The sequence below is a fragment of the Rhodococcus gordoniae genome (genome assembly GCF_001646655.1).
GTDB classification, from domain to species: Bacteria; Actinomycetota; Actinomycetes; order Mycobacteriales; family Mycobacteriaceae; genus Rhodococcus; species Rhodococcus gordoniae.
The window spans coordinates 46,943-73,791 of record NZ_LPZN01000032.1 but is presented as its reverse complement, the minus strand read 5'-3'; the positions used below and the strand labels follow the sequence as shown (position 1 = coordinate 73,791).

The 26,849-nt window shown below is 68.2% G+C and carries 23 protein-coding genes; 7 read left to right on the top strand and 16 right to left on the bottom strand.

From position 1 onward, the window contains the following. Window positions 1–62 precede the first annotated feature (62 nt). The 3 genes from A8G18_RS13835 to A8G18_RS13825 are packed head-to-tail and all read left to right on the top strand — an operon-like array spanning window position 63 to window position 2,783. Entirely contained in the window at window positions 63–1,031 is a 969-nt protein-coding gene (locus A8G18_RS13835) for an ABC transporter permease (RefSeq protein WP_064064331.1), read from the top strand. Continuing rightward, window positions 1,018–2,028: an iron chelate uptake ABC transporter family permease subunit gene (locus A8G18_RS13830; RefSeq protein WP_242496618.1), complete on the top strand. Its 1,011-nt coding sequence runs from the start codon at window positions 1,018–1,020 to the stop codon at window positions 2,026–2,028. The genes A8G18_RS13835 and A8G18_RS13830 overlap by 14 nt, the downstream gene beginning before the upstream one ends. Then, complete coding sequence (locus tag A8G18_RS13825) at window positions 2,025–2,783, top strand: iron ABC transporter ATP-binding protein (protein WP_064064330.1); 759 nt, start codon at window positions 2,025–2,027, stop codon at window positions 2,781–2,783. The genes A8G18_RS13830 and A8G18_RS13825 overlap by 4 nt, the downstream gene beginning before the upstream one ends. Window positions 2,784–2,795: 12 nt before the next feature. On the opposite strand, the gene A8G18_RS13820 is transcribed toward A8G18_RS13825, so the two are convergent. Then, the gene (locus A8G18_RS13820; RefSeq protein WP_026003645.1) at window positions 2,796–3,314 is read right to left on the bottom strand and encodes a ribonuclease H family protein; all 519 of its coding nucleotides are present in this window, start codon (window positions 3,312–3,314) and stop codon (window positions 2,796–2,798) included. 97 nt (window positions 3,315–3,411) lie between these two features. Between A8G18_RS13820 and A8G18_RS13815 the strand changes: the two genes are divergently transcribed. From A8G18_RS13815 to A8G18_RS13805, 3 genes are read left to right on the top strand one after another with little or no spacing between them, the layout of a single operon-like run. Continuing rightward, complete coding sequence (locus A8G18_RS13815; protein ID WP_064064329.1) at window positions 3,412–4,374, top strand: DNA-3-methyladenine glycosylase family protein; 963 nt, start codon at window positions 3,412–3,414, stop codon at window positions 4,372–4,374. Between the two features lie 43 nt (window positions 4,375–4,417). Next, entirely contained in the window at window positions 4,418–4,900 is a 483-nt protein-coding gene (locus A8G18_RS13810) for a MarR family winged helix-turn-helix transcriptional regulator (RefSeq protein WP_064064342.1), read from the top strand. A 10-nt stretch (window positions 4,901–4,910) separates the two neighbouring features. After that, the gene (locus tag A8G18_RS13805; protein ID WP_342435209.1) at window positions 4,911–5,471 is read left to right on the top strand and encodes an acyl-CoA thioesterase; all 561 of its coding nucleotides are present in this window, start codon (window positions 4,911–4,913) and stop codon (window positions 5,469–5,471) included. An 18-nt stretch (window positions 5,472–5,489) separates the two neighbouring features. Here the strand turns inward: A8G18_RS13805 and A8G18_RS13800 are convergent, their stop codons facing one another. The 14 genes from A8G18_RS13800 to A8G18_RS13735 all read right to left on the bottom strand — a co-directional run bounded on the left by A8G18_RS13800 (window position 5,490) and on the right by A8G18_RS13735 (window position 24,963). Further along, window positions 5,490–6,641 carry an acyl-CoA dehydrogenase family protein gene (locus A8G18_RS13800; protein WP_064064328.1) on the bottom strand — a complete coding sequence of 384 codons (1,152 nt, stop codon included), beginning with the start codon at window positions 6,639–6,641 and terminating at the stop codon, window positions 5,490–5,492. Between the two features lie 42 nt (window positions 6,642–6,683). Continuing rightward, window positions 6,684–8,201: an acyl-CoA synthetase gene (locus A8G18_RS13795; RefSeq protein WP_064064327.1), complete on the bottom strand. Its 1,518-nt coding sequence runs from the start codon at window positions 8,199–8,201 to the stop codon at window positions 6,684–6,686. Window positions 8,202–8,258: 57 nt separating this feature from the next. Then, window positions 8,259–9,074, bottom strand: a complete 816-nt coding sequence (locus A8G18_RS13790; RefSeq protein ID WP_064064326.1) for an enoyl-CoA hydratase — start codon at window positions 9,072–9,074, stop codon at window positions 8,259–8,261. A 26-nt stretch (window positions 9,075–9,100) separates the two neighbouring features. Beyond that, window positions 9,101–9,949, bottom strand: coding sequence for an SDR family oxidoreductase (locus tag A8G18_RS13785; protein ID WP_064064325.1), 849 nt, complete (start codon window positions 9,947–9,949; stop codon window positions 9,101–9,103). Further along, window positions 9,949–11,901: a hydantoinase B/oxoprolinase family protein gene (locus A8G18_RS13780; protein WP_064064324.1), complete on the bottom strand. Its 1,953-nt coding sequence runs from the start codon at window positions 11,899–11,901 to the stop codon at window positions 9,949–9,951. The genes A8G18_RS13785 and A8G18_RS13780 overlap by 1 nt, the downstream gene beginning before the upstream one ends. After that, window positions 11,898–14,000, bottom strand: coding sequence for a hydantoinase/oxoprolinase family protein (locus A8G18_RS13775; RefSeq protein ID WP_064064323.1), 2,103 nt, complete (start codon window positions 13,998–14,000; stop codon window positions 11,898–11,900). The genes A8G18_RS13780 and A8G18_RS13775 overlap by 4 nt, the downstream gene beginning before the upstream one ends. A gap of 196 nt (window positions 14,001–14,196) precedes the next feature. After that, window positions 14,197–14,874 carry an SRPBCC family protein gene (locus tag A8G18_RS13770; RefSeq protein WP_064064322.1) on the bottom strand — a complete coding sequence of 226 codons (678 nt, stop codon included), beginning with the start codon at window positions 14,872–14,874 and terminating at the stop codon, window positions 14,197–14,199. Beyond that, the gene (cutA, locus tag A8G18_RS13765) at window positions 14,871–17,399 is read right to left on the bottom strand and encodes an aerobic carbon-monoxide dehydrogenase large subunit (protein WP_084421793.1); all 2,529 of its coding nucleotides are present in this window, start codon (window positions 17,397–17,399) and stop codon (window positions 14,871–14,873) included. Before cutA ends, A8G18_RS13770 begins: the two co-directional genes overlap by 4 nt. Then, the gene (locus A8G18_RS13760; RefSeq protein WP_064064321.1) at window positions 17,396–18,067 is read right to left on the bottom strand and encodes a (2Fe-2S)-binding protein; all 672 of its coding nucleotides are present in this window, start codon (window positions 18,065–18,067) and stop codon (window positions 17,396–17,398) included. Before A8G18_RS13760 ends, cutA begins: the two co-directional genes overlap by 4 nt. Next, window positions 18,064–18,978: an FAD binding domain-containing protein gene (locus A8G18_RS13755; protein WP_064064320.1), complete on the bottom strand. Its 915-nt coding sequence runs from the start codon at window positions 18,976–18,978 to the stop codon at window positions 18,064–18,066. The genes A8G18_RS13760 and A8G18_RS13755 overlap by 4 nt, the downstream gene beginning before the upstream one ends. Before the next feature lie 87 nt (window positions 18,979–19,065). Then, a complete protein-coding gene (locus tag A8G18_RS13750) occupies window positions 19,066–20,514 on the bottom strand; it encodes a uracil-xanthine permease family protein (RefSeq protein ID WP_064064319.1) in 1,449 nt (482 codons plus the stop codon). A gap of 177 nt (window positions 20,515–20,691) precedes the next feature. Continuing rightward, entirely contained in the window at window positions 20,692–22,374 is a 1,683-nt protein-coding gene (locus A8G18_RS13745; RefSeq protein WP_064064318.1) for a helix-turn-helix domain-containing protein, read from the bottom strand. Between the two features lie 53 nt (window positions 22,375–22,427). Next, window positions 22,428–23,522 carry an XdhC family protein gene (locus tag A8G18_RS13740; protein WP_064064317.1) on the bottom strand — a complete coding sequence of 365 codons (1,095 nt, stop codon included), beginning with the start codon at window positions 23,520–23,522 and terminating at the stop codon, window positions 22,428–22,430. Between the two features lie 43 nt (window positions 23,523–23,565). Beyond that, window positions 23,566–24,963 (bottom strand): amidase, encoded by a 1,398-nt coding sequence (locus tag A8G18_RS13735; RefSeq protein WP_064064316.1) that lies wholly within the window; start codon window positions 24,961–24,963, stop codon window positions 23,566–23,568. A 141-nt stretch (window positions 24,964–25,104) separates the two neighbouring features. On the opposite strand from A8G18_RS13735, the gene A8G18_RS13730 reads away from it, so the two are divergent. Beyond that, on the top strand, window positions 25,105–26,280 hold the full coding sequence (locus A8G18_RS13730) for an MFS transporter (protein WP_064064315.1): 1,176 nt from the start codon (window positions 25,105–25,107) through the stop codon (window positions 26,278–26,280). On the opposite strand, the gene A8G18_RS13725 is transcribed toward A8G18_RS13730, so the two are convergent. Then, on the bottom strand, window positions 26,250–26,801 hold the full coding sequence (locus A8G18_RS13725; protein ID WP_245207876.1) for an alpha/beta fold hydrolase: 552 nt from the start codon (window positions 26,799–26,801) through the stop codon (window positions 26,250–26,252). The two genes, A8G18_RS13730 and A8G18_RS13725, sit on opposite strands and share 31 nt — an antisense overlap. Between the last annotated feature and the right edge of the window lie 48 nt (window positions 26,802–26,849).

Below are 26,849 nucleotides of genomic sequence, written 5' to 3'. Positions count from 1 at the left end.
GGCCCGGATCACGGGCCGGGGCAGGCTGCGTGTGTAAGCGCCCTTCTCCGGATCCGAGTCCCATGACGAAGAACACAATGCTGCTGCCGGTGATCTCGGTGGTCGTTCTGGCACTGACCGTGGCGTCCCTGATGGTCGGCGGCTACGACATCACCATCGAGTCGCTGATCCACGACCCCGCGGCCCGCGAGATGTTCTTCATCTCCCGCGTGCCGCGAACCCTCGCCCTGATCTTCGCGGCCGTCGCGATGAGCATCTCGGGCGTGATCATGCAATTGATCACCCAGAACAAGTTCGTCGAACCGACCACCGCGGGCACCGCGCAGTGGGCCGGTCTCGGCCTGCTCGCCACCTTGATCGTCGTTCCCGACGCGTCGCCGATGGTCAAGATGGTGATCGCGGTGATCTTCGCGTTCGCCGGAACGATGGTGTTCATCGTAGTCCTGCGCCGCATCGCCCTGAAGTCGTCGATCATCGTGCCGCTCGTCGGCATCATGCTCGGTGCCGTGGTCGGCTCGATCACCACTTTCCTCGCCGGCAACTTCGACCTGCTGCAGTCGATGTCGGCGTGGCGTTCGGGTGGTTTCAGCAGCGTCGTGCGCGGCTTCTACGAACCACTGTGGGCGGTGCTCGCGGTCGCTGTCCTCGCTTATCTTCTCGCCGACCGGTTCACCATCGCCGGTCTCGGTAAGGACCTCGCCACCAATGTGGGCCTGAAGTACGAGCAGGTCGTCTTCCTCGGGGTCACTCTCGTCGCGGTCGCCACCGGCGTCACCACCGTCGTGGTCGGCTTCATCCCGTTCCTCGGCCTGATCGTGCCGAATCTCGTGTCGATGATGCTCGGCGACGACATGCACAAGAACTTGCCCTGGGTCGCCGTCGTCGGCGCCGGACTGCTTCTCGCGTGCGACCTCGTCGGCCGCACGATCGTCGCCCCCATGGAGATTCCCGCGTCCGTCGTCCTCGGCGTCGTCGGCGCCGCCGTCTTCATCACTCTCGTTCTGAGGCAGCGTCGTCATGTCAGTGCTTGATTCCGTGCGCGCACGGGCCGTCCCGACCGGCAAGAGCGAGCGCCGTCGCCTGTCGCCGAGGGTGCGCCTGGCCGTCGTCGCGATGATCGCCGTCGTCGCGGTCGCGTGCTATCTGTTCCTGTTCATCCGCGGCTCGTTCGACTTCACCTTCCCGCGCCGCCTCACGGTTCTCGGCGCCATGCTGGTCGCGGCGTTCGCGCACGGCATGGGAACCGTCGTGTTCCACACGGTCACCGACAACCGCATCCTGACGCCGTCCATCATCGGGTTCGACTCCCTGTACACGCTGATGCAGACGCTGACGGTCTTCTTCTTCGGAGCCACCGCGATCGCGACCTCCGAGGGCATCCCCAAGCTCGTCCTGCAGACCGCGCTCATGGTGGTGCTGGCGACCCTGCTCTACCGCTGGTTGTTCTCCGGCCGGTTCGGCAGCCTGTTCCTGATGCTGCTCGTGGGCGTCGTGCTCGGCATGGCCTTCGACAGTCTGTCGACGTTCGTCCAGCGGGTGCTCTCCCCCACCGAATACGACATGCTCTCGGTCGAGCTGATGGGCCGCTTGTCGTCTGTGCCCGGCGACTATCTGCCCCTCGCGTTCGGCATCTGCATCGTCGTCGGGGTGATCCTGTGGCGTCGTCGCCACCGCCTCGACGCACTGCTGCTCGGCCGCGACACCGCGACCAACATCGGTGTCGCCTACAAACGCGAGCTGACGCTGATGCTCGTCCTCATCGCGCTGCTCGTGGCATTCGCGACCGCGCTGGCAGGGCCGATGACCTTCTTCGGATTCCTCATCGCGACCCTCGCCTATCAGATCGCCGGGACGTACAAGCACCAGTACGTGATGCCCATGGCGTTCCTGCTGGGCGTGATCACCCTCGCCTTCGGCCAGTTCTTCATGCAGCACATCTTCTACGCGGGCGGATTCCTCACGGTGATCATCGAGTTCGTGGGCGGCATCCTGTTCCTGTTCATGCTCCTGAGAAAGGGAACGCTGTGATCGAGTTCCACGACGTCTCGATGTCGTACCGGGACAAGCGGGTCCTCGGACCCGTCTCCGGCACGATCCGCGAGGGCGGCATCACCTCGCTGATCGGACCGAACGGCGCCGGCAAGTCCACGCTCATGACGATCATCGGCCGTCTGCTCCAGCCCACCACGGGCACCGTCACCGTGGGCGGACTCGACGTGCATTCCACGAAGACCCGGGAGCTGGCCAAGCATCTGTCGATCCTGCGGCAGGAGAACCACATCACCGCGCGCCTGACGGTCCGCGAACTGGTCGGTTTCGGCCGGTTCCCGCACTGCCAGGGCCGGCTCACGGCGGAAGACGAACGGCACGTCGACGAGGCGATGGAGTTCCTCAACCTCACCGACCTCGCAGACCGCTTCCTCGACCAGCTCTCCGGTGGCCAGCGGCAGCGCACCTTCGTGGCGATGGTGCTGGCACAGGACACCAAGTACGTCCTGCTCGACGAGCCGCTCAACAATCTCGACATGAAGCACGCCGTGCTGATGATGCGTCAGCTGCGGCGGGCGGCGGACGAGCTCGGCAAGACGATCGTGCTCGTCATCCACGACGTGAACATCGCCGCCGCGTACTCCGATCACATCATCGCGTTGCGCGACGGCCTGATCGTGACGGGCGGCACGAGCGACGAGATCATGCGGGACGAGATCCTGACCGACGTGTTCGACACCCCCGTAACAGTCCACGCGATCAACGGTCGGCCCACCGCGGTCTACGCACGCTGAACCGAACTGCGCTCAGAACAAGGTCAATTCGGCGTCGCCGGCGCGCTTCGGCGGCTTGTGCGCGGCCACGGGCGCGCTGGGCACCTCGATCGGTCCGGGCTGCGCCGCGATCTCACGGGCGGCCTGCCCGGCGAGCGTGTCGGCCATCTCGTTGAAGTGGTTGCCGACGTGGCCGCGCACCCAGCGGAACCGCACCGGTCCGGTGCGATCGGTGAGCTCGCGGTCGATGGCGCGCACGAGTTCGAGATTCTTCACCGGCGCGCCGGTAGCCGTCTTCCACCCCTTGCGCTTCCATCCCGGCAGCCATTCGGAGGCGCACTTGATCGCGTACTGCGAATCGGATTCGATGATCATCGGCTCGGCACCGGGATGCGCCCGCAATGCCTCGAGCACCGCCCGGAGCTCGGCGATCTGATTCGTGCCCGAACGCTCACCGCCCGACGCGCTGGGCCCCTCGTGATTGACCCACGCCCACCCGATGGCGCCGCCGGGATTGCGCAGGCAGGATCCGTCGGTGCTCACGATGATCATGCGCCCGACCATAGCCGCACCCTCCGACACCACGAAAGTCGGCTCCAGCGCACAGAGTCGCGAAAGTCGGCTCCAGCGCACAGAGTACGGTAGTGCGGTGACCGTGTCCGACGAGCGAGGCCCTCGCATCGTGAGGGTGGTGGACGACGCGTCCCTCGACACCCGCGTGCGCGTGCCGTGGCCCGTCGACGTGGTGCGCACCCTGCGGCCGCTCCAGCGCGGGCCGTGGGACCCGTGTCATCGCGTCATCACAGGCGCCGTGTGGCGCACCTCCCGCATGGACACCGGAGCCGTGACCTACCGGCTCACCCAGGACGGCCCGCACGGCGCGCGGTGTCTGGCGTGGGGACCGGGAGCGGCCGAGCTGGCCGAACGACTGCCGGCCCTGCTCGGCGCCGACGACGACCCGTCGGCCTTCGCCCCCGAGCATCCCGCCCTCGTCGAGGCGCACCGGAGAATGCCCGCCCTGCGCATACCCCGCACCGGCCGGGTGCTCGAATCTCTCGTCCCCGCCATCCTGGAACAACGGGTGCACGGGGTGGCGGCGTTCGCGTCGTGGCGGCGCCTCGTCACCCGGTTCGGCGATCCGGCGCCGGGACCCGCACCGGAGGGCATGCGCGTGCCGCCCTCCGCGGCGGCCTGGCGAACGGTCCCGTCGTGGGAGTTCCATCGGGCGAACGTCGACCCCGGCCGCGCACGGACCGTGGTGCGGTGCGCGCAGCTCGCCGACTCTCTCGAGCGCCTCGCGCACGAACCGGCCGCCGCCGCCCGGCGGAAGCTGCGGGTCGTGCCGGGGGTGGGCGTGTGGACGGCCGCGGAGGTGGCTCAGCGCGCGTTCGGCGACACCGATGCGCTCTCCGTCGGCGACTACCACCTCGCGAAGGTCGTCGGATGGGCGCTGCTCGGCAGGCCTCTCGACGATCCCGACATGGTCGAATACCTCGAACCTCTACGTCCCCAACGTTATCGGGCTGTGCGACTGATCGTCGAGTCCGGCGGCTACGCGCGAGTACCGAAGCGTGGACCCCGCACGCCGATCACCGACCACCGGCGGCGGTGACGGGGTCTCGCTCCGCCGGGTCGGTACTCGTAGACTCGACCCCATGTCCGCCACCCACGACGCGGCCGGCCCCGATCGGCTCGGACACCTTCCGAGCTATCTGATGACCCAGGCGGCACGACACGTACATCGCGTCGTGTTCGACCGCCTCGACTCCGCCGATGCCCGAGGTCACCATTACCGGATCCTGGCCGCCCTCGCGGAATACGGCCCGTCCAGCCAGGTCGACCTCGCCCGGCGCTGCGGGCTCGATCGCAGCGATGTCGCGGCCACCGTCGACGCACTGGTGGACCGCCGGTTCGTCGAACGCGCCTCCGACCCCGCCGATCGGCGGCGCAACATCATCACCCTCCCCCGCCGCGGACGGAGACGGTTGTTCGATCTCGACCGGATGCTCACCGAGGCGCAGGACGAGGCGTTCGCTCCCCTCGACGCGGACGAACGCGCGCTGCTCGTCTCGATGCTGTCCAGGCTTGTCGAGTATCACACCCGATCGGCGTCGATTCCCGCGCAGCAGCGGTCGTAGGCTCGACACGGTGCCTCCGGCGGAGATCCCGCCGCGAGCACGACCTACGAAAGGACCACGCGTGCAGGCCAAACCTTGCCGAGAATCTCGAGTCGTCAAGACCAGCAGGGTATTTCCCAACGATGTCAACGACCACAACACGTTGTTCGGCGGGAAGCTGATGAGCGACATCGACATGACGGCGTCGATCTCCGCGACACGTCACAGTCGTGCCTCGGTCGTGACGGCGTCGACCGACTCGGTGGCCTTCCTCGAACCCATTCGCCCGTCGGACTCGGTGTGCCTCGAGTCGTTCGTGACCTGGACCGGACGCAGCTCGATGGAGGTCTTCGTCAAGGTCACCGCAGAGGATCTGCGCAGCGGTGAACGACGCATCGCCGCGACCGCCTTCCTCACCTTCGTCGCCGTCGACGACGGCGGACGAACCATGCAGGTCCCGCCGGTGCTGCCCGAGTCCGACGAGGAACGCAAGCTCAACGCGTCCGGTGACGAGCGAGCGGAGCACCGGCGCATGCACCGCGCGCAGAGCCAGGAGATGGCGAAGTACCTCACCACCAGCCGCCCGTGGTGAGGTAGGGCCCGTCCCGCTCTACAGCGCCCGCGCGATGATCTGCTTCATGACCTCGTTCGCCCCGGCGTAGATCCGCTGGACGCGGGCGTCCTCGTACATCCGCGCGATGAGGTATTCGCGCATGTAGCCGTAGCCGCCGTGCAGCTGCACGCACCGGTCGATGACCTCGCACTGCTTGTCGGTCAGCCAGTACTTGACCATCGCGGCGTCCGACGGATCGAGTTCACCCCTCAGGTGCTGCTCGATGCAGTGGTCGAGGAAGATGCGGCAGGTGCGGGCGACGGTCCGACACTCGGCGAGTTCGAAGGCCGTGTTCTGGAACTCGAACAGGCTGTGCCCGAACGCTTGTCGCGCCTTGGTATAGCGGACGGTCTCCTCGACGGCCCGGTCCATCGCACCGGCGGCCTGCGCGCCGATGATCAGACGTTCCTGCACGAGCTGTGCCATGAGCTGACCGAAGCCGAGACCTTCGGATTCGCCGAGCAGGTTCGTCACGGGCACGCGCACGTCGACGAACGACAGCTCGGAGGTGTCGGCGGCGTGCTGGCCGACCTTGTCGAGCACACGGCCCACCGAGAAGCCCGGGGCGTCACGGAGATCCACGATGAGCAGCGACACGCCCTTGGCGCCGGCCTTCGGGTCGGTCTTGACGGCGAGGACGATGACGTCGGCCGAGGAACCGTTGGTGATGAAGGTCTTCGAGCCGTTGACGACGTAGTGGTCGCCGTCGCGCACCGCGGTGGTCTTGATGGCCTTGAGGTCCGACCCTGCGCCGGGTTCGGTCATGCCGATGGCGCCGAGGATCTCGCCGGTGGCCATGCCCGGCAGCCACGCCTTCTTCTGCTCCTCGTTGCCGTATTCGAGGATGTAGTGCGCCACGATGCCGCTGTGCACGGAGTTGCCGAACGCGAGGTCGCCGGAGTAACCCTGCGCATCGAACACCGCGAGGTCGTGCGCGAAGGTGCCGCCGCCACCGCCGTATTCCTCGGGGATCGAGCAGCACAGCAGACCGAGTTTGCCGGCTTCGAGCCACACCTCACGATCGATACGGCGCTGCGAGTCCCACTTCTCGGCCTTACCCATGACCTCGCGATCGAAGAACTCGCGCGCGAGTTCGTAGACGGCAGAGACCTCGTCGTCGTACCAGGAGGCGACGTGCTTCTTCGGCATCGAACTCGGCTTCCTTTTCGCAGTGGTCGGTTCGGAGAGTGGTCAGGATCCGCGCAGTTCGCGCTTGAGGAGCTTGCCGCTCTGATTACGCGGCAGGACGTCGGCGAAGCGAACGGCCTTGGGCACCTTGAACGGTGCGAGGCGCTGTTTGACATGGTCGATCAAGGTGACCTCGTCGAGTTCGTGACCGTCCTTGAGGACGACCACCGCGGTCACCGCTTCGATCCACTTCTCGTCCGGAGTACCGATCACCGCGGCCTCGGCGACGGCCGGGTGTGTGTAGATCGCGTCCTCGACCTCGCGCGAGGCCACGAGGATGCCACCGGTGTTGATGACGTCCTTGATGCGGTCGACGACGGTGATGAAGCCCTCGGCATCGCGGGTGACGAGGTCGCCGGAGTGGAACCAGCCGTCGCGGAAGGCCTCCTCGGTCGCGGCGGGGTTCTCCCAATAGCCCAGGCACAGTTGCGGTGAGCGGTACAGGATCTCGCCGGGTTCACCGTCGGGGACGTCGTTGCCGTCGGCGTCGACGACGCGGGTCTCGACGAACAGTACGGCCCGGCCGCACGAGGCTGGACGCGCATCGTGCTCCTCGGGACGGAGAACGGTGGCGAGCGGGCCGATCTCGGATTGGCCGAAGCAGTTGTAGAAGCCGAGCTCCGGGTAGCGTCCGCGCAGTCGCTCGAGGACGGTGACCGGCATGATCGACGCCCCGTACTGCGCCTTGCGCAGCGACGACAGGTCACGCTCGTCGAGGTCGGGATGGTTGGTCAGCGGTACCCACACGGTCGGGGCGAGGAACAGCGATCCGATGCGCTCCTCCTCCACCAGCCGGAGGATCTCGGCGACGTCGGGGGCGGGCAGCAGCCGTACGGTCGCGCCCACCGCGAAATACGGGATGAGGAAGACGTGCATCGCGGCGGAGTGGTAGAGGGGCATGCACACGAGCGGGTCGTCGCCGGCCGACAGGTCGAGCGCCTCGATCGACGACATGTACTCGAAGGTGAGCGCCCGGTGGGTCATCATGGCGCCCTTGGGCTTCGACGTCGTGCCCGAGGTGTAGAGGAGCTGGACGAGGTCGGTGTCGGCCACCGCGACGTCGAGCGTCGGCACGTCGCCCGCCTGCGCCACCGCCACCAGGGAGTCGTCGGCGTCGCGGAGCGGGACGACGGTCTCGGCCGGCACGTCGGCCAGGACGGCGTCGAGGTTCTCCCGCAGCACCGGGTCGACGAGCACGGCCTTCGCGCCCGACTGGCCGAGCAGGTACGACAGTTCCTCGCCGCGCAGCGCGTAGTTGACCGGCACGTGCACCAGGCCGGCGCGGGCAGCGGCGAGATATCCGATCGCGTAGCCGTCGGAGTTGGTGCCGTAGGCGGCCACACGGTCGCCCTTGACCAGACCCAAGGAGAGCAGGTGCGCAGCGGCGCGGGTGACGGCGTCGTCGAGTTCCCGGTAGGTGAACTGCCGGTCGCCGAAGCGGAGTGCGACGCGGGCGGGATGACGCGCGGCAGTGCGGTGGAGGATGCCGTCGACGGTGCTCTGACGCGGATCGGGGGTCATGCAGCGAACTTTATAGGACGTCCAACCATCTCGTCCAGACTTGATGACCGCTCGAAATCAGCGACCCTTCCAGACCGGCGCGCGCTTCTCGAGGAAGGCCGTCATCCCCTCCTGCGCGTCGCCGATCATCGCGTTCGACGCCATCGTCTCCGCCATCGCGGCATAGGCCGTCTCCTGCGGCAGATCGATCTGACGGTAGAACGCCTCCTTGCCGATCCGCATCGTGGCGGGGGACGAACCTGCGATCTTCAGGGCGAGCTCGGTGGTCGCGGTTTCCAGCGCCTCCGGTTCGACGACGTAGTTCACCAGACCCCAGTCGGCGGCGGTCTGCGCGTCGATCGTGTCGCCGGTCAGCAACATCTGCAGCGCCCGCTTGCGTCCGATCGCGCGGCTGACCGCGACCATCGGTGTGGAGCAGAACAGCCCGATCCGCACACCGGGGGTGCCGAAGCGGGCGTCGGTGGCGGCGACGGCGAGATCGCACGCCGCGACGAGCTGGCATCCCGCCGCGAGCGCCGTGCCCTGCACCGATGCGATCACCGGCTGAGGGATCGACTGCACCGTCCGCATCATCTCGTTGCACGTCTCGAAGATCGCGCGCTCCTCGTCGAGCGTGCGTCCGATCATCTGCCGCAGGTCGTGCCCGGCCGAGAACACCGGTCCCTCCGCGCGGACCACGATCACCTTCGTGTCGGCCGTGAGCGCCGTCAGACCGGCGATGACCTCGCGCATCGTCTCCACCGACAGCGGGTTGCGCTGCTCCGGGCGGTCGAGGGTGAGCACCCCGATACCGCTGGCCTCGTCGACAGCGATGAGCACGGGCGGGGGCAGGGTGTCGACGGCGTCGGGGCCGTCCGCAGAGCGATCCGTCACGTTCCCCTTCCTACACCACCGGCGGGTTACCGGCGCGGCATCGACGAGACGAGATCCTCGACGCGGGCGGGTGCCCGGCCGAGCAGCGCCGCCGTCACCACGCTCCCCGCGACGAAGCCGTGATCGTCGTAGAAGTCGAACATCGCGGCCAGGCGTTCGCGGGCGTCTTCGGACAGGTCGCGGCCGTGACGCTCCATCCACGTCGGGACGGACACCTGCTCGATCTCCACCGATCGCCCGGTGACCGCGCACAGCTGTCGCACGCTCACCGCGTCCGGTCCCCCGAGCTCGTAGGTGGCGCCGTGGTGGACGTCCGCACCCTCGATCAGGACTCGGGCCGCCACCGCGGCGACATCCGCCAGCGCGACGAACGAGAACTGCGCGTCGGGGTCGTAGGGGACGTCGAGTGCATCGACCGATCCGTCGAGCACCGATGCGAAGTTCTCCGTGTACGCGCAGGGCTGCAGAACGGTCCACCGCACCCCGGAGGCGTGCAGGATGTCCTCGCAGCGCGCCTTGTCGAGGTGGTGCGGCATCGCCGGCGTGTACGGCCAGGCGACGGAGTGGTAGACGACGTGATCGACACCGGCCCCGGCCGCTGCCCTCAGGAACCGCTCGAACAGTGCCGGTTCGTCGGGGTGCACGTTCGGGGCGATGAAATAGACGCCGCAGCAACCCGACAGCGCGTCGGCGAGTCCGGCGCCCGTCTCGAGGTCGACAGCACGATCCCCCGCCCGCCGAGCGGTGTGCACCACTCGGCGGACGGGGGTCGCGTCTGCTGTCTCCAGCGCCGAGACGACAGCCGTTCCGGTCTTCCCCGCAGCACCGATCACAGCGAGATCGGTGCCGCGGGAGATGTCGGCCGTCGTCGGCATCAGTTGCCGACGAAGTCGTACTCGGCGAACTCGGCGCCACCCGACAGGCGGGCGTAACCGGGACCGCGGTCGAAGAAGGGCTCCTCCTCGCCGCGCTCGGCGCGCAGCTGCGCACGCAGCGCGTCGGTGGCCTCCACATCGGCGACAGGTTCGTCGGCCGAGGTGTCCTTCAGGACCACACCGTAGTCGTCGCGGGCACCCTCGACGGACACCTTGCGCCACAACACGTCCCGGATCACTTCGTCGATCGGACGATCGAGCGGGTCGCCCCAGCCACCGCCGCCGGTGGTGCGGATGCGCACGACCTCGCCGGCCTTGATCGGCTCGGCGTCCGTGAGGGCGTCGAACTCGCGCTCGTTCGGGCCGCCGGGATCGAGGGTGACGGAGAACGGCTTGCCGGCCTTACCGCCCTTGACACCCCAGCACGCGAGGATCGAACGGTCGGCGATGGACATGAAGTTCGCGTCCTTGAGCATCCGGATGTGCTTCTCGTAGCCGAGACCGCCGCGATAGCGACCGGCTCCACCGGAATCGATTGCCAGACCCAGCTTCTCGACGATGAACGGGAAGCGGCTCTCGGTGAACTCCGTGGGCAGGTTCCGCGAGTCGGGCACCACGTGGATGGTGTCCTCGCCGTCGGCGTAGTGCCGGCCGCCGGAGCCGCCGCCGAGCACCTCACGCATGAGGTACGAGTGGCCGTCGAAGTCCTCGCCGTACACACCGGTGTAGCGGATGGTCTCCTGGTCGGCGGGCATGTTGCCGTCGACCGCCTTGGCGACCACACCGGAGAGCACACCGAGCAGACGCAGGATCACGAACGTCCGAGCGTTGGTGGGGGCCGGGAAGATCGGCGTGATCAGGGTGCCCGGCTCCGGGAACTTCATCTCGATCAGCGGCACGACACCTTCGTTGACGTCCAGTTCCGCCATGCGGTCGGGGGTGTCGGCCAGGTTGCGCAGGATCGGCGCCAGCCACTTGATGAGGAAGTTGCCGTCGGCATAGTCACCGCAGTGGTTGATCGGACCCTTCGCCTGCGGTCCGGTGCCGTTGAAGTCCAGGATCAGGCGCTCGCCGCCCTCGTCCTCCGGGGAGGTCTTGGTGAGCGTGATGCGTTGCACGTGCAGCATCGGCTCGTCCACACCGTCGTGCTCGGCGTAGTCCTCCCAGGTGTACGTGCCCACCGGGATCTTGCTGAGGATCTCGCGGCGGTACGTCTCGGTGGTCGCATCGAGGATCGCGTCGAAGCAGGCCTCGACGGTCTCGACACCGTAGCGTTCGAACAGCTCCGACAGCCGGCGCGCACCCATGAGGCACGCCGAGCACTCGGCGTCGAGGTCGGCGGCGAGCGAATCGGGCATGCGGGAGTTGCGGGTCATGATGCGCAGTGCCGCCTCGTTGGGAACGCCCTGGTCCCACAGCTTGATCGGCGGGACCATCAGTCCCTCCTCGTACACGGTGGTCGCACCCGAGGGCATGGAGCCCGGGCAGCAACCGCCGATGTCGTCGTGGTGGCCGAAGGCCTGCACGAACGCGACCACCGAGGGCTCGGTGTCGCCGGGGCGGGTCGCGAAGACCGGGACGGTGACACACAGGTCGGGCAGGTGCCCGATGCCGCCTTCGGAGAGGTAGACGTCGTTGTGGAAGAAGACGTCGCCGGGCTTCATCGTCTCGAGCGGGAAGTCCCGCGCCACCGGATGCACGAGCGCCGAGTACGAACGACCGGTGAGCTTGCGCAGGTTGCGGTCGTGGATGCCGGCACGGAAGTCGTGGGCGTCGCGGATCATCGGCGAGCGCGAGGTCCGGGAGATGGAGGTCTCCACCTCCATCTCGACACTGGCGAGATAGCCGGCGACGATCTCGACCAGCACCGGATCGGGAGCGCTACCCGAAGCGTCGGTCAGCCGGAAGGGCTTGCGGGTCGTGGCCGCGGCGGGTTCGAGAGTCGCAGTCATCGGGTGGCTCCGTTCGAGTCGGACGTCTTGCTGAGGCGGATGTTGCCGAAAGTGTCGATGCGAGCGCGGAATCCGGGATGAACCGGGATGGTCGAGCTGAATTCCTCGATCACGGCGGGACCTTCGAGTTCGTCGCCGGCGCCGAGGCGGGCGCGGTCGTACACGCGGGTGGTGACCCACTCGTCGAAGTACGCCTGACGGGTGCCGGTGAGGGCGTCGTCCGCCCCCGTGCCCGGGGCGATCTCGGCGAGTTCCGGTCGCTTGATGGGGCCGATACCGCTGACGCGGAGGTTGACCCATTCCACGTGCTGGTGGGGATCGTTGCGGAAGTCGTAACCGTAGAGCTCACGGTGGGCCTGGTGGAAGCGTTCGGCCGCCTCGTCCATCAGTTCCTGGGTGATGGGGCCGTCGCCGACCGGCACGCGCACCTCGAAGGCCTGGCCGAAATAGCGCAGGTCCGCCGAGCGGGCGTACTGCCGCTGGTCGGGCCCGAATCCCTCGTCCTCCAGAGCGCGTTCGGCCTCGGCCGCGAGGGCGTCGAGTCCGGCCTGCAGTTCGTCGATCTTCAACCGGTCGTGACGGCTGACGTGCGTCTGCACATAGTCGTTGCGGACATCGACGGTGAGCAGACCGAAGGCCGAGACGTTGCCGGGCTCGAGCGGCACGAGGACGTCCTTGAGACCGAGGATGTCGATGAGGCGACAGGCCAGCAGCGACCCGGAGCCGCCGAAGGTCACCAGGGTGAAGCCGCGGACGTCGAGACCACGCTTGACGGTGATCTGGCGCAGCGCGTTGGCCTGGTTCCAGGCCGACACTTCGAGAATGCCCGTGGCGCACGCCTCGAATTCGAGGCCGAGACGGTGTGCGAGTTCCTCGACGCCCTTGCGGGCGAGTTCGGTGTCGAGCGGGATCTCACCGCCGAGCAGGTGGGGAGGGATGCGACCGAGCAGGACGTGGGCGTCGGTGATGGTCGGCTCGTTGCCGCCCTTGGCGTAGCACAGGGGTCCGGGATCGGCGCCCGCCGACTGCGGGCCGACGCGCAGGGTGCCCTCGGGGGTCATCCACGCGATGGAGCCACCGCCGGCGCCGACGGTCACCACGTCGATCATCGGGATCTTGGACGGGTAGACACCCACGCGACCTTCCGTGGTGAGTGCCGGCTCGCCGCCGACGACCACGGTGACGTCCGTGGAGGTGCCGCCACCGTCGCAGGTCAGCACCTGGTCGACGCCGGCGACGCCGGCAATCAGGGCCGCACCCAGGGCACCGGCAGCGGGGCCGGAGAGCACGGTCGTGATCGGCTGGTGCACGACCTCCTTCGCCGACAGCACGCCACCGTTGGACTTCATCACGTAGAACGGGATGTCGCGCTGTTCGCCCTCGGCGGAGGAGAACTCGCGGAGCCGGCTCGCGATGTTGTTGACGTAGTTGCGAATGTTGGGCTTGACCGCGGCGTCGACGAGGGTCGTGATGGACCGCTCGTACTCGCGGTACTCGCGCAGCACCTCGCTGGAGATGCTCACCGTCGCCTCCGGGTACTCCTCCATGAGGATGTCGCGGACGCGGCGCTCGTGCTCGGGGTTGGCGTAGGAGTGCATCAGGCACACGCCGACGGTGCGGATGTCGCGGTCCTTGAAGAAGCGGGCGGCGGCGCGGACGTCATCCTCGTTCAGGGGACGGATTTCGCTGCCCTCGTAGGCGAGACGGCCGCGGACGGTACGGACGCGGTCGGCCGGCACGATGCGGTCGGGCTTGACCCAGAAGTACGAGTTGCCGTAGCCGTCGGGTACCGACTGGCGGGCGATCTCGAGGACGTGTTCGTAACCTTCGGTGGTGATGAAACCGAGGGTGCCGACCTTGCCCTCGAGCAGTTTGTTCGTGGCGACGGTGGTGCCGTGGCTGACAGCCTCGATCGCGTCACCGGTCTCACCGAGCTGCGCGAGGACCTTCTCGATGCCCGCGAGGAAACCGACGGCCGGATCCTGCGGTGTCGACGGGGTCTTCGTGGTGACGATGGCGCCGGACTCGTCGTCCACCGCGACCACGTCCGTGAATGTTCCGCCGGTATCGATACCGACCCGAATCTTCCTGGATCCCATGTTTCCTCCTGGGTTCGTCTCGCCGGTGTCCCACCTGACGTCTGATGACATTCCACTCGCTCGGTGGCGGTGTTTCTTTGTCACATCTCGCCGAACTCGTCGCCCGGAGTTCGGGGTTCGTGCACCTGCCACCCACAGACGACGGCACCCCCGGGCCGTGATGGCCCGGGGGTGCCGTGGGAATCCGACGACAAGGTCAGCGTCGGGCGAGGATCGCTCCCAGTGCGACGCCCGCGAGGGCGATACCGGCGCCCACCCCTGCGGACAGCAGCACCATCGCTGCCGAAGGTGTTCCGGCCGGTACCGGTGCAGCTGCCGCAGCGGCCACGGGCAACGCAGTGGTCTTCACACCCGCACCCTCGGCGACCTCGGCCACCTCGGCTCCGTTCACGCCCGCGACAACTTCGGCTTCGGCCGCACTCGGAGCCGCCGGCAGACCGTCGGCGATCACACCGTCGATGCCGTTGAAGAACACACCGGCCATCTTCTTGGCGACACCGGTGATCATTCGTTGTCCGACCCCACCGACCATGCCGCCGACGACCGCGTCCGCGTCGTAGGTGAGCACGGTGCCGCCGTCGCGTTCTTCGAGACGCACCGTCACGTCGGCCTTGACCGTTCCCGGAGCACCGGATCCCGATGCCGTCATGACGAACGATTCGGGACGATTCTGCTGCGACAGAACCACTTCCCCGTCGTAGGTGCCCTTGATGGAGGCCACCCCGGCGGTGATGGACAGCTTGTAGTGGTTGTCGTTGATCTGCTCGAGCGACTGCACGCCCGGGATCGTCGCCGCGAGAACACGGCCGTCCTGCAGGCTGTCGTACACCACGTCGGGAGGTGCCTGCAGTTGCGCGGTACCGGCGATTCTCATTCGTTCTCCTTGTTTCGGGATGCCGCGTGGGTCAGACGCAGCTCGAACAACTCCGAGGGGGAAATCGGCATGCTGGTGATCGGGATGCCCTCCGCGTCCTCGACGGCCGCAGCGATCACCGCCGAGGTCGGGATGACACCGGCCTCGCCGGCGCCCTTCATCCCGAGGGGATTGAGTGCGGACGGGGTGACGGTGTGGTCCATCTCGAGAGAGTCGGGCATCTCCGTCACGAAGGGCATGAGGAAGTCCATGTACGACGCGTTGAGCATCTGCCCGTGCTCGTCGTAGACGATCTTCTCGTAGAGCGCGCCGCCGATGCCCTGCGCGACCGCGCCCTGCACCTGGCCTTCGACGATGCGCGGGTTGATGACGTTGCCGCAGTCGTGCACCACCGCGTACCGGAGCACCCGGATCTCGGCGGTGACGGGATCGGTCTCGACGATCGCCGCGTGGATGCCCGACGCGAACGTCGACGTGGGCGGCGAATAGTAGCCGGTCGCTTCCAGGCCGGGCTGCTCACCCTCGAGGACGGGCGGCACCGACATGTCGGTTTCGGCGTTCGCGAATCCCGTTGCGCGACGGGAGGCATCGTCGAAGGCGTAGCGGAGCGGGTTCGACAGCACGGCCACGACGCCGAGCGGGATCGAGGTGCCCTCCGCGCCGGGTTCGGTGCCCACCACGCACACGTGCCCCCCGCGTAGTTCGAGGTCGGCGATGTCGGCGCGGAGGTGGTCCGCGGCGATCTTCTTCGCCTTCTCCGCCACCATCTGCGCGGCGACGTGGAAGGCGGAGCCGGACATCACGGCACCGCGCGAGGCGAACGTGCCGACCGCGTACCCGAATCGGCGGGTGTCGCCGGTGACGATCTCGACATCGGCGACCGGCACACCGAGATCATCGGCGACGATCTGCGCGAAGGAGGTCTGGTGTCCCTGGCCCTGGGTCGTCAGACCCGTGGCGGCCTTGACCTTGCCCGAGGTCTCGATGAGCACGTGTGCGCCCTCGTAGGGGCCCGGTCCCGTGCCCTCGACGTATGCTCCCACACCGATACCGACGCGGCGGCCCTCGGCGCGGGCACGTTCCTTGTACTCCGCGAACTCGTCCCAGCCGATGAGCTTCTTGAGCTTGTCGGCGCCGGCCTGGTAGTCGCCGGTGTCGTAGATGAGGGGACGGCCGTCCTGGAAGATCAGGTGGAAGTCGTAGGGCATCTCCTCGGGGCGGATGAAGTTGGTCTCGCGGACCTCGATGGCGTCCTTGCCGAGATACTTCGCGATGGCGTCCATCGCCCGTTCCATCGCGAACACCGCCTGGGGCCGCCCCGCCCCGCGGTAGGGCGTGACGATGACCGTGTTGGTGTACAGCGAATAGGCGTCCACCCGGAAAGCGCGCGGTTTGTAGGGACCGAGCACCTGAGTGGACGTGTTGAGCAGCACGATGATTCCGTACGGCAGGTACGCGCCGTTGTCGTGCCAGATCGAGAAGTCGAAGGCCAGCAGCCGGCCGTCGTCGTCGAACCCGACGGTGACCTCGTGGACCTGCCCGCGCTCGTGGGCGCTCGAGATGAAATGTTCGCGCCGGTCCTCGACCCACTTGACCTCGCTGGAGATCCCGGCCCGACCCAGCTTGCGGGCGGCCCAGGTGACCATGACCTCCTCGGGCCACGGGTGGACGATCTTCACACCGAAACCGCCACCGACGTCGGGGGCGATGCAGTGGACCTTGTTGTGTGCCATGCCCAGTCGCGCTGCGATCGCGGCGCGGGCGGACGTCGAGGTCTGGGTGGACGTCCAGAAGGTCAGTACCTTCTCGTCGTCGTCCCAGCGGGCGTAGACGCCCTTGCCCTCCATCGGCATCGACGCCGAACGTTCGATCTCGAGGTCGAGGGTCAACGTGTGCGGTGCCGCGGCGAGTTCCGCCTCGATGTCGCCGAACCCGTGCTGGAGGTGCGCCGCGACGTTGTCGGGCACATCCGGATGGACGACGTGCTCGGCGTTGCGTGCGGTGTCGACACCGACCACGGCCGGAAGGGCTTCGTAGGTGATGTCGATCAGCGCGCAGGCGTCCTCGGCGATGTACCGGTTGTCGGCCACGACCATCACGATCGCCTCGCCGACGTGGTTCACCTCGTCCTTGGCGAGCGGATATCCGTTGCGCGGAGCGGTGATCGCGGGATGCGGGATCAGCAGCGGGAGGTTCTCGGCCATCTCCGGCGAGTCGGCCTCGAGATCGTCGTAGGTGTAGATGGCGTGCACACCCGGCAGTTCCAGCGCCGCATCGACGGCGATGTCGAGGATGCGGGCGTGCGCGTGCGGCGACCGGACGAAGGCCGCGGCGAGAGCGCCGTGCCCGAGATCGTCGAGATAGCGGCCGTTACCGCTGACGAGCCGGTTGTCCTCGACACGCGGGATGGGCCTGCCGAACGACTTGCCCGACTCGGTGGCACCACCGATGTCGACGGGGGCGAGATCGGTTGCCGTGCCCGTCGAGACCGAGATGGAGACGGGCGAATCGGAGACGCTGGTCATGCTCGTCCTGCCTTTCCTCCGACCGGAGCGGTGGCGCCGCGAACCTTGGCGTCGAGCGAGGCGCGTGCCGCCTCGCTGTCGGGGCCGAGCGGTGAGCCTCCGGACCGTTCGCGCTTGATCTCGGCGGCGCGCAGCACGGCCGCCCGGATGTTCTGGTAGCCCGTGCACCGACAGAGGTTGCCGGCGATCGCATCGGTCGCCTCCTCGTGGGTGGGCGACGGGTTCTCCTCGAGGAAGGCGGCGATGGTGGTGACGAAACCCGGTGTGCAGAAACCGCATTGCAGACCGTGGCAGTCGACGAACGCCTCCTGCACGGGATGCAGGGTGCCGTCCGGTTCGACGAGCCCTTCGACCGTCGTCACCGAGCGGCCTTCGAGACTCGCGGCGAGCACGAGGCACGACCGCACCGGCTTGCCGTCGAGCAGCACCGTGCACGCGCCGCACACACCGTGCTCGCATCCCACGTGGGTGCCGGTCCGACGGAGGTGATGACGGATCGCGTCCGATGCCAGCGTGCGCGAGGGCAGCACCACCGTCTGCGTCACACCGTTGAGGGTGAATGTCACGGCGACATGGTGCTCGCCGGTCTCCGCCTGCAGCTCGTCGACCTGTTCGGCGACGGTCCGCCGCGAGGCGTCGCGACCACCCTTGTGGATCGAGTTCGTCATCGACTTCCTCCCGTGTGCATCGGTACCCGTGTGTCGTCGCGGATCGCGTCCTGCGCGGCGGCGAACCCGACACGGCCGGTCAGTGCGGCCACCAACTGCGACCGGTAGCGGTCGGTGGCGTGGATGTCCGCCTCCGTCTCGACGGTCTCGCGTGCCTTCTCCGCGACCTGCTGCCAGAGCGGGTCGCGCTCGTCGTGCGCCGAGGCCCCACGCAGGATGTCAGTGTAGTCGACGACCTGCCCGAGCTCTCCCGCCGAGACGTAGGTCATCCGGGCGGATGTCACCGCCCCGTCCTCGACCTCCACCTGCGCGACCACGCCGACGAGGGCGTAGTCGCCGTGGCGTCGTGCGATCTCGTCGATCGCGGTGCCGGTGCCCGGCCGCGCTGCCGGCACCGTCACGCTGGTCGCGATCTCGTCGGACTCGAGGGTCGATTCGAGCGGCCCGGCGAAGAGTTCGGCGGCGGGGATCAGCCGGATTCCCCGCACGGAGCGGACGGTGAGCGTGCCACCGAGCAGCGACAGGACCGCCGGCATCTCCGCGGACGGATCGGCGTGGACGATCGATCCGACGGTCGTTCCGCGGTTCCGGATGGTCGGGTGCGCCACCAGCCGGAGCGCGCGGCCCAGCAGGGGCTGGACCTGCGCGACCGTCGGGTCGGATTCGAGTGCTGCGTGGGTGGTGAGCGCGTCGAAGGTGACGCCGAGTTCCGGCGAGGCGGAGATCGCGTCGAGCCGCGGGACCGCGCCGATGTCGACGAGGTGAGCCGGTGCCGCCAGCCGCATCGACAGCAGCGGAATCAGCGACTGTCCGCCGGCGAGCACTTTGCCCTCGTGCGCGACCCCTGCGAGGATCTCGCAGGCTTCATCGATCGACCGCGGTCGGTGATAAGTGAGTGGCGACGGTTTCATTCGACAGATCCTGCCCGCATAGTGTGATCGACGTTTCGTGAAGAAGTGACAAAGCTCACCGCTCGACAATGTCAGATGTAATAGAGGTCACGCGAATTCCTTGACTCTCCCGGAGCCGCCCTCTCCGTCCGGGTCGGGCTCTGTCCGTACCGGTTCTCCCTGCTCGGCAGGGGTGTCGGGAGCCTCGGGCGCGACATCCTCGGGAGCGATGACCCGGCACAGGTGATAGAGACCGATGACGACGATGGTGCCCAGCGCGATACCGCTCAGCGAGAAGGTGTCGGTGAACTGGAGGCTGGTGTCGCCGATCGCGATGATCAGTCCGGCCGCGACGGGCATGAGGTTACGGGGGTCGCCGAAGTCGACGCCGTTCTCCTTCCAGATCTTGGCGCCGAGCAGACCGATGATGCCGTAGAGGACCACGGTGATGCCGCCGAGCACGCCACCCGGGGTCGCGGAGATGACCGCGCCGAACTTCGGTGAGAAGCCGAGGAGCATGGCGATGACGCCGGCCGCGGCGTAGGCGGCCGTCGAGTACACGCGGGTGGCGGCCATGACGCCGATGTTCTCCGCGTAGGTCGTCGTCGGCGAGCCGCCGACGCTCGTGGCGAGTGCGGTGGCGAGACCGTCACCGGCCAGAGCGCGTCCCATCATCGGGTCGAGGTCGGTCTTGGTGATCTCGGCTACCGCCTTGACGTGTCCGGCGTTCTCCGCGATCAGGGCGATGACACCGGGGAGGACGAGCACGATGAAGGTGAGGCTGAACGACGGGGCGTGGATGCCGACGACACCGGCTGCCTCGTCCGTGAACGGGGGCAGACCGAACCAGGGCGCGGACGCAACACCTTCCCAGTTCACGCGGAAGTGTTCGGTGACGGCATCGGCACCGGCATCGTAGGAGGTGATCGGTCCGCTGATCCGGTCGAGGATCCACGACAGTGCGTAGCCGAACAGCAGCGCCAGGAAGATGGCGATGCGGCCGAGGAATCCGCGTAGCACGACACTGCCCACGATCAGCGCGACCATGACGGTCAGGGCCACCCACTGGTCCTGCGGCCAGTAGGTACCGGCTACTACCGGCGCCAGGTTGAAGCCGATGAGCATGACCACCGCGCCGGTGACCACCGGCGGCAGGATCCTGAACACCAGCGAGCCGCCGAGGAAATGGATCACCACACCGACCGCGGCGAGCACGAGCCCCGAGACCATGATCGCGCCGGTGACCTCCGAGGGGGAGCCACCCTGGGCGTAGATCGCGGCGATACCACCCACGAAGGCGGCAGAGGTACCGAGATAGCTGGGGATCCGGCCCTTGACGACAGCGAGGAAGAACAGGGTGCAGAAGCCCGAAAGCATGACTGCGAGTTGAGGGTTGAGTCCCATGATGATGGGGAAGACGAAGGTGGCGCCGAACATCGACACCACGTGCTGGCCGCCCAGGCCGATGGTGCGGCCCCAACTCAGGCGCTCCATCGGCGCCACGACCTGTCCCGGTTCTATGTTCTTGCCGTCTCCGTGCACTGTCCAGATGGGCATATCGGACCTTTCAGCAGAGTGTGGGTGCCGATAGCGTTCACGTGGATCGTTACGCCTGTGTTGCCGATCACACGTGTACTTCGGTAGCCGCAAACGCTAACGGAGCAGCTCCGGCCCGGCGTGGGAGGAATCTGCCAGGAGCGACCTTCCGAAATTGGCAAGATCGGTGGTTGATCGTCAGGAGTCGATTCCACGCATCGCGATGATCTTGAGCGCGAGCGACAGGTCCAGCCGCAGTTCGGGCTGCTCGGTGAAGGGACCGAGGATCTTTTCGAGTTTCGCCACACGATAGCGCAGGGTGTTGTAATGAAAATGTAACTGGCGCGCGGCTTCTGCGATGTTGATGTTGGTGGCGAGGAGCACCTCGAGGGTGCGGCACATGTCCTGTGCCTCCGCCGTGCCGTCGGTCAGTTCCTTGAGTGTCTCGCGCGCGAACGACTCGAGTTCCTCGGTGTCCTCGACGAGGCTGAGCAAACGGTACACGCCCAGATCGTCGAAATGGGTCACCGCCCACGGTCCGGAGATCTTGCGTCCCACTTCGAGTGCCGTGCGCGCCTGAGTGTAGAGCGCCGGCAGGTCGTCGGTGGACGACGACGCACGCGAAACCCCGACCCCGAACGGTCGTCGGCCTCCCCCGCCGGCTCCGCGCACCTGGGCAACGAGTTCGCGCACGAGGGTCATGGTGTCGCTGCCCTCCCCCATGAGCACGACGGTCTCGGTCGCCAGCGCAGTGACGGACGCCCCGGAATCGCGGCCTGCCAGCGCACCCGCGAACGCACGGGCCTGCCGTTCCACGACCGGCAAGCGGGCCGGTGTCCCCGACGAATCATCGTCCACGCGATCGGGTTCGACGACGACCACGACGACCCGGCGGTCGAGATTCCAGCCGAACATCTGGGCGTGCACGATCACCTGCTCGGGCTCACCGGCACGGCCGCGCAACATGTCCCGGACGAAGTTGGCCCGGTGCCTCTCCTCGACCGCCGAGACTGCGAGCTCACGGCTGACGACGAGCGCGCACACCGTCGCCGCCTGCTCCACCAGATACAGATCCGGCGCGGAGAGACCACGTGAAGGGCAGAAGAATACGAGCCGCCCGTGGTCGACGCCGTTGGCGGAGATCGCGGCGATCGCCACGTACTCGTCGCCGAAACGGTGCAATCCCAGCCCGCCCTCGATCGAATCGGTCCGCACCCGGCCCGTCTGGTCGACGGCCGCCGTCGACGACAACCAGGCGAAGTCGGATTCCTTTCCGGCCCTGTAGGTCTGCCGGCCGTCGGGGGTGGTGATCAGGGCCGACCCGCCGAGCCGGCGCGAGATACCCTCGGCGAGGGCTCTGTGCCCACCGCCCGCCATGACGATCTCGAGCAGCGCACGACGCAGGTGATCCGCCTCGAAGACCGCCTCCACCTGAGCTGCGGCCATCTCGCGAAGCCCACGCGCGAGCCGATGGTCTGCGACGAGGTCCTCCGGCGTCGTCAGCACCGGGAAGGGAACGCCGTCCGTGAGCCCTTGCGGCAGAGAATGTCCGGCGTCGAGCCGGACCACGAGCGCCGAGACCTCGTTGCGATTCAGGCGTGCCAGGAAGTCCGCGATCGGCACGGCGAGTCGCGCGAGCACCGTGGTGGAGGTGACGAGCAACAATCCAGGACGCAGCCACGGCCCGATCTCCGGGAGCATCATCACCGCGACCTCGACCACAGCGCGCGCCGCAGAGAGGTCGCCGGCGACCACCGTCGGCGCGACGAGGAAACCCGAAGAGACGACGTCGGCGAGCGGGCAGGGTTCGAATCCGACCGCTGCACTGTCTTCCGGTTCGGCGGTGCTGCGTCCCGGTTTCTCAGCCTTGCGCACCGTCACAGCACTATCCGTCCACCTGCCAGTCGTTCACCCCGCTCGGGAGACACGTGACATTAGAGGGCTGCGGCAGCACCGTCAATCACAGGGGGACAAGCCGCAGGTCGGACAGCGCGTCCCCCAGACGCCCGGTGGATGGGTCCGCGCAGCGCCGCGAGGCTGCGCCCGGTGGCGCCGCGCGTGCTCACGAGGATCTCCGCGAGGATCGACACGGCCGTCTCCTCCGGAGTGCGCGCACCGAGATCGAGCCCGATGGGCGAGTGCAGTCGTGCCAGCTCGTCCGCCGACAGACCGGCCTCGCGCAACAGCGCGACCCTGCGCTCGTGCGTGGATCGGCTGCCCATCGCGCCGATGTATCCGGCATCGCACCGGAGCGCACGTTCGAGCAGCGGAATGTCGAACTTCTCGTCGTGGGTGAGAACCGCGACGACGGTGGTCGGGTCGATCGGCGCCGACTCGAGGAAGACGTGCGGCCACGCCACCACGACCTCGTCGGCGTCCGGGAACCGGGCAGGGGTCGCGAAGACGGGCCGTGCGTCGATCACCGTCACGCGGTACCCGGCGAACTTCCCCAGCGTGCACAGGGCGGATGCGAAGTCGATGGCGCCGAAGACGTACATCCTCGGCCTCGGAGCGAAGATCTCCACGATCTGCGCATTCTCCTCGTCGACGTACACCTCCGACTCGCCCTGAGCGAGACGCGTGCGGACCTCGGTCTCGGGTCCGTCCCCGTCGAGGGTGATCATCCGATGGACGACGGGCTCACGGCCGGTCACCACAGCGACCGGTTCCCCCGCCCCGATTCGTCGCGCCACCTCCGCGAACTCCGGGAAGGTGGCGGCATCGACTCGTTGCACGAACACCTCGATGGTGCCGCCGCAGGTCAGACCCACACCGAAGGCGTCGTCGTCGGTGACGCGGAAGACCTCGGTCCGGGCGTGTCCGTCGGCGAGCACGTCGTGGGCGATGTCGTACAGGGCACCTTCGATGCAGCCTCCCGAGACACTGCCCACCACCTCGCCGGACTGCGAGACGGCCATCGCGGCGCCGGGGTCGCGCGGCGACGACTTCCAGGTGCGAACGACGGTCGCCAGCGCGAACGCGTCACCGTCGTCGAACCAGTGCGCCAGCTCGTCGAGAATGTCCCGCACAGCAACCTCCTTCGGTTCTTGCCGGCATGTCGCAGCAGGCGTGTCACAGACGCGCGGCGACGGCCAGCGCGACATGGTCGTGGAACGGGCGCGCAACGATCTGCACGCCGATGGGCATGCCGTCGCTCGCCCGCCCGACGGGGACGACGACGGACGGGAACCCGGTGACGCTGATCGTGCGGCAACTCGCCAGCGCCTCCTGCCAGGTGAGCAGCCGATCGTCGACACCGAAACGCTCGAGACCGAGCGGGGGCGCACCGATGGATGCGACCGGCAGCACCAGCACGTCGCCCATCTCGGCGAGCAGCCGATGGACGAGCGCGGTGCGCTGCGCCCACAGCTCCTCCACCTCCCGTTGCCCCGCCCGGCCGGCCGCGGACAGCAGGTCGCGGATGACGGCCCCGAACCGGTCTACGCTCCCCAGCGCGTCGATGTCGGTGTGGGTCTGGGTGGACCGCAGCCGCCCGAACAGGTCGTTTCCCTCGGCCAGCGCCGACCCCCGGTACGGACGGGCACCCAGTCGCCGCGCGCTCTCCCGGACGACGTCCACGATCTCGTCGGCGACGGGGACGGTACCTTCCCCGGCCGCCCAGGTGATCGTCAGAGCGTCGACGTCGACCGTCGCCGGGTCCGTCCACGCGATGTGCGGCTCGGAGATCACACGCAGGGCGAGGACGAGGTCGCCGAGGGTCCGTGCCATGGGGCCGACGGTCTGCAGCGTGCCGTGCACCGTCGTGGGATTGGCCCACACGTGGTCGCCGACGAGCACCCCCGGGTACTGGCCGTCCGCGGAGACCCTGCCCACGGTGGGGCGGATCGAGCACAGACCGGTGCAGTGCGCGGGCCAGCGCACCGACCCGCCGAAGTCGGTGCCCAGGCCGAGAACGCTCATGCCCGAGGCGATCGATGCCGCTTCGCCCCCGCTCGATCCACCGGGCGAGCGCGGCGAGTCGGGACTACCCAGCGGGTTGACCGTCGGTCCGAACATCTCGTTGTCGGTGAGTCCGGAGGTCCCGAATTCGGGCGTGTTGGTTTTGCCGATGAGGATCGCGCCGGCCGCCCTCATCGCGGCGACGGCAGGTGCGTCGACGACGGGGACGTTCGCTGCCAATGCCGGCGAGGCCGCCGTCGTGCGCACGCCTGCCGTGGCGATGAGGTCCTTGACGGTGAACGGCACTCCGGCGAGTGGACCGGCCGGGCCGCCCCGGTCGAGGCGGTGGTCGAGGGCGTCGGCTTCCTCGCGCGCACCGGCCGCCGCGACGGTGACGATCGCGTTGAGGCGCGGGTTCTGCTCGGCGATCAGTGCGAGATGATCCTCGACCACCCGACGTGCGGTGATCTCGCGACTCCGGACCCTCGTGGCGATCGACCGCGCGTCCGCGCCGGTCGCCGGACCGATGCGTTCGGTGTCGCGTGTCGGGGATCGACCGTCTACCGCCACTGGCCCTCCTTCGTCTGCGATCGACGAGAACGCTATGACGGGCTCCGGGCCCCTCCTACGTCCACACTCCACAGGAAGGCGGTCGCCGTGGTGTGAAGAGTTGATACTTTCCCGCCGGAGCGGGCCTGGGAGGATCGGGGAATGATTCCGTCCTGGGCCCGTCTCGCGTTCGCCGTGTTCGCGGTGAGCTGGGGTGCCAATCAGTTCGCTCCGATGCAGTTGGTCTACCGCGATCATCTCGGGCTCGGCAGCGGGTCGTTCACCGCCATGCTCGGGTCCTACATCGTGGGGTTGATCCCCGCCCTGCTCTACTTCGGGCGGGTGGCCGACCGGATCGGCCGTCGCCCGGTGATCCGGGCGATGATCCCGGTGAGCGTCGTGTCGTCGATCGTTCTGCTCCTCGGCGCCGACATCCCCGCCCTGCTCTATCTCGGGCGGGTCCTCGCCGGATTGGCGTCCGGGATGGCGTTCGGAGCGGGCACGGCCTGGATGAAGGAACTCAGCGAGGGACCGGGTGTGGGAGCACGCCGGGCGGCCGTCTCACTGTCGGCAGGATTCGGCAGCGGTGCCCTGTTCGCCGGCCTGATCGCGCAGTGGCTGCCCGCCCCCGACCGTCTGCCCTATCTGGTGCACATCGCCCTGATGGTGGTCGCGCTGGTGCTGGTGTGGGCCGTCCCCGACGCTCACCGGCCCCGCACCGTGCAGGGTTCGTGGCGCCTGTCGACCCTGTCGTCCCCACGCTTCCGGTGGGGTGTCGTCCCTTGGGCTCCGTGGGTCTTCGGGTGCGCGACCGTCTCGTTCGCCACGATGCCGCCGATCGTGTCGGATCGGGTCGACAGTGTGGCCGTCGCGTTCACCGGTGTGGTCGCCGCACTGACGCTGCTCACCGGTGCACTGGTCCAGCCCGTGGCCCGGCGCATCACCCGGCACGGTGAGGATCGTGGGGTGTGGACCGGGGTGGGCCTCGGTGTCCTGGGGTTCGTCTCGGCCGCTGTCGCGGTGCTCGTGGACGGTCCGGGATCGGTGTTCGCCGTCCTCGTCACCGCCGTCTTCCTCGGCGGGGGTTACGGCATGCTGCTCGTCTCCGGCCTCGTCACCGCCGAGAACATCGCGCCCTCCGACGAACTGGCGCAGACCGTCGCCGTCTTCTACTGCCTGATCTATCTGGGCTTCGCGGTGCCCTTCGTCATCTCGCTCGCCGCGCCGCATATCGGCTTCGTCGCGTGCTTCGCGATCGCCGTGGCCCTGCTCGTGCTCGCGCTCGTCCCCCGGAAGCTGATCGCCGATCAGGACGCGACCCTCGTCGGTTCGCGCTGAGCGGTGGCGACAGGGCTCCCCGCGCGCACCTGCCCGAGCAGGTCCGACAGTGCGCGGGCGACCTCCTCGGGCCGGTCGGCGAGCACACGGTGACCGGCACCCACGAACCGCACGAGGTCGGCGTGCGGCAGGCCGGCCGCCATCACCTCCGACAACGCCAAGGGCACGAAGATGTCCTCCGTGCCCGCCGCGACCACCACCGGCACTCTCGCGAGCACGGCGAGAGCGGCGGACTCGTCGAGGACCGCGAAGTCGGCCAGCAGCCGCGACCAGGTGACGACCGACGTCTCGTTCGACAGCGACGACCCGACCACCCCTAGCCAGGACTCCTCCGTGCGCCTGCGAGCAGCGACCGTGCACACGCGACCACCGGCGCGCTTCGACAGTTCCATCACGCGAGGTACGCGCGAGACCGCCCGGTGCACGATGGACGCGGCGGGATGGCGCAGAAAGCGCCCGATACCCCCGTCCGCGAGTCCCGATGCGGACGTCCTGCACGTCCAGGCCGTCGCAGACGGCATCCCAGCTCGCGGCGTCCTGGCAGTGCCCGTGCAGGCACACGAGGGTCA

Excerpts from the sequence above, each read along its gene's own strand:
- A8G18_RS13835 (WP_064064331.1), top strand. The coding sequence starts at position 63 with ATGACGAAGAACACAATGCTGCTGCCGGTGATCTCGGTGGTCGTTCTG.
- A8G18_RS13830 (WP_242496618.1), top strand. The coding sequence starts at position 1,018 with ATGTCAGTGCTTGATTCCGTGCGCGCACGGGCCGTCCCGACCGGCAAG.
- A8G18_RS13820 (WP_026003645.1), bottom strand. The coding sequence starts at position 3,314 with ATGATCATCGTGAGCACCGACGGATCCTGCCTGCGCAATCCCGGCGGC.
- A8G18_RS13810 (WP_064064342.1), top strand. The coding sequence starts at position 4,418 with ATGTCCGCCACCCACGACGCGGCCGGCCCCGATCGGCTCGGACACCTT.
- A8G18_RS13800 (WP_064064328.1), bottom strand. The coding sequence starts at position 6,641 with ATGCCGAAGAAGCACGTCGCCTCCTGGTACGACGACGAGGTCTCTGCC.
- A8G18_RS13795 (WP_064064327.1), bottom strand. The coding sequence starts at position 8,201 with ATGACCCCCGATCCGCGTCAGAGCACCGTCGACGGCATCCTCCACCGC.
- A8G18_RS13785 (WP_064064325.1), bottom strand. The coding sequence starts at position 9,949 with ATGCCGACGACGGCCGACATCTCCCGCGGCACCGATCTCGCTGTGATC.
- A8G18_RS13780 (WP_064064324.1), bottom strand. The coding sequence starts at position 11,901 with ATGACTGCGACTCTCGAACCCGCCGCGGCCACGACCCGCAAGCCCTTC.
- A8G18_RS13775 (WP_064064323.1), bottom strand. The coding sequence starts at position 14,000 with ATGGGATCCAGGAAGATTCGGGTCGGTATCGATACCGGCGGAACATTC.
- A8G18_RS13770 (WP_064064322.1), bottom strand. The coding sequence starts at position 14,874 with ATGAGAATCGCCGGTACCGCGCAACTGCAGGCACCTCCCGACGTGGTG.
- cutA (WP_084421793.1), bottom strand. The coding sequence starts at position 17,399 with ATGACCAGCGTCTCCGATTCGCCCGTCTCCATCTCGGTCTCGACGGGC.
- A8G18_RS13760 (WP_064064321.1), bottom strand. The coding sequence starts at position 18,067 with ATGACGAACTCGATCCACAAGGGTGGTCGCGACGCCTCGCGGCGGACC.
- A8G18_RS13755 (WP_064064320.1), bottom strand. The coding sequence starts at position 18,978 with ATGAAACCGTCGCCACTCACTTATCACCGACCGCGGTCGATCGATGAA.
- A8G18_RS13750 (WP_064064319.1), bottom strand. The coding sequence starts at position 20,514 with ATGCCCATCTGGACAGTGCACGGAGACGGCAAGAACATAGAACCGGGA.
- A8G18_RS13730 (WP_064064315.1), top strand. The coding sequence starts at position 25,105 with ATGATTCCGTCCTGGGCCCGTCTCGCGTTCGCCGTGTTCGCGGTGAGC.
- A8G18_RS13725 (WP_245207876.1), bottom strand. The coding sequence starts at position 26,801 with ATGCCGTCTGCGACGGCCTGGACGTGCAGGACGTCCGCATCGGGACTC.